Annotated in this window: 1 protein-coding gene; it reads right to left on the reverse strand. The window is 65.1% G+C overall.

Annotation, left to right across the window (positions count from 1 at the left end):
- Positions 1-828: 828 nt before the first annotated feature.
- The coding region (locus C1A33_RS34355) for a WD40 repeat domain-containing protein (RefSeq protein WP_133150823.1) at positions 829-1,539 on the reverse strand (711 nt) is incomplete at its 5' end.

The following is a 1,539-nucleotide window of genomic DNA, read 5'->3' on the forward strand; positions in this document are numbered from 1 at the left end:
GCCCACAACCGCCCCGACATCGCCCGAGTCGCATCCGGCCGCCGACTCGCCGCCTCCACCTCCCACCGGCGACGGTGAATCCGCCTCCTTGCTCGCGCGGTAGGCCGCGGAGGGAGATGCGATCTCCGTGGCCGACTGCATGTAGTTCTGAGTTCCTGTTGGGCCTGGATCCAGAGGGTCGACCGCTCCGCGTAAGCTGCATATCGGGCATACTTCCCGCGGGCGGGAAGTGCCTACGGGGGGCGGCGGCTCCGTGTCGCGAATTCGCGGTTGCCCGTCCGCTTTGACACGGATTACGCGACACGGCCTGCCGTGAAACGGCCAGATGGCTGCCACGACCCGCTGCGACAACACCCACGAAGATCGCAACATGGGGTGCGCGCCGGCCACGCAGGAGCCACCTCTGTCCGCGTCGGCAACTCGAGAGCCACCCCGGCTCGGGCCGGCCGAAATATGTTCGTCGCGTGAGCGTTGCCCGCGACCACGAGGACATGCACTGTCTCATCGACCAGCTCAGCCCGAGCCAGGTCCGTCGGCTGCGACTGCTCATCACCCAGGACGAGGAACTGTCGCAGGTCGCGGCAACCCTGTCCCGGCCCGAGGCCCCCTCACCCGCGAACGGCCTGCCGACACTGATCGCATCCTGGACGGCCCTCTCGACCTTGCGGTGTGACGGCACGCTGCCGAGCCTCAGGTGGTTCGACCGCCAGCATCGTCGAGCCGCGGTCAGACTTGGCATGAGCCGGTCAGGCTCGCTGGTCTTGATTCAGCGCATCCCCATTTCCCACCAGGACACGAAGCCTGGATGTGAAGCGTCGACGGCGAAGATCAGTGCTGAATTGAGGGGCCCGGATGTTGGCCCGCGAGATTGCCGATGCGGGTCATTCCGGGAACATAGGCATCCAGCTCGCCCAGCTGGAAACGGCACAGCCCCATCGCCCACCACGAGACGTCATCGTCGGCGCTTGACGCGCGGTAATGATTTCTTTGAAGATGAGTGATCCATCCGCCGTCACCCAGCCCGATCAGTGTGGAGGTCAGCTCACCAGTCGTGGTGTTCCACGTCCGGCAGGTGCCGTCCTCGCCTGCTGTGACAAGAACCGTGCCATCGGGGGAGAAGCTAATCTCCCACAGCACGCTCGTATGACCGATGAAGGTGTGAATGCAGGTTCCGGTGGCTACATCCCACATCCGAGCCGATCCGTCATCGCTGGCCGTGGCGAGGTGGGTGCCGTCGGGGGAAAATGCGATGTACGTAACATCGGCCGCGTGACCGGTGATCGCGCAGAGGAAGGTTACGTTGGTGGTGTTCCATAGGCGTGCGGTGCCGTCATTGCTGGCCGTGGCGAGGCGGGTGCCATCGGGGGAAAAGGCAACCGTTGTAACGCTGTCCGTGTGGCCGGTGAGTGTGTGGGTGCAGGTTCCGCTAGTGGTGTTCCATAGGCGTGCGGTGCCGTCGTCGCTGGTGGTGGCGAGGTAAGTGCCGTCGGGTGAAAATGCGACGTCCCGGACTGGGCCGGTGTGGCCGGTGAGTGTGTG

Source organism: Frankia canadensis, assembly GCF_900197875.1.
In the GTDB taxonomy this organism is placed as follows: Bacteria; Actinomycetota; Actinomycetes; order Frankiales; family Frankiaceae; genus Frankia; species Frankia canadensis.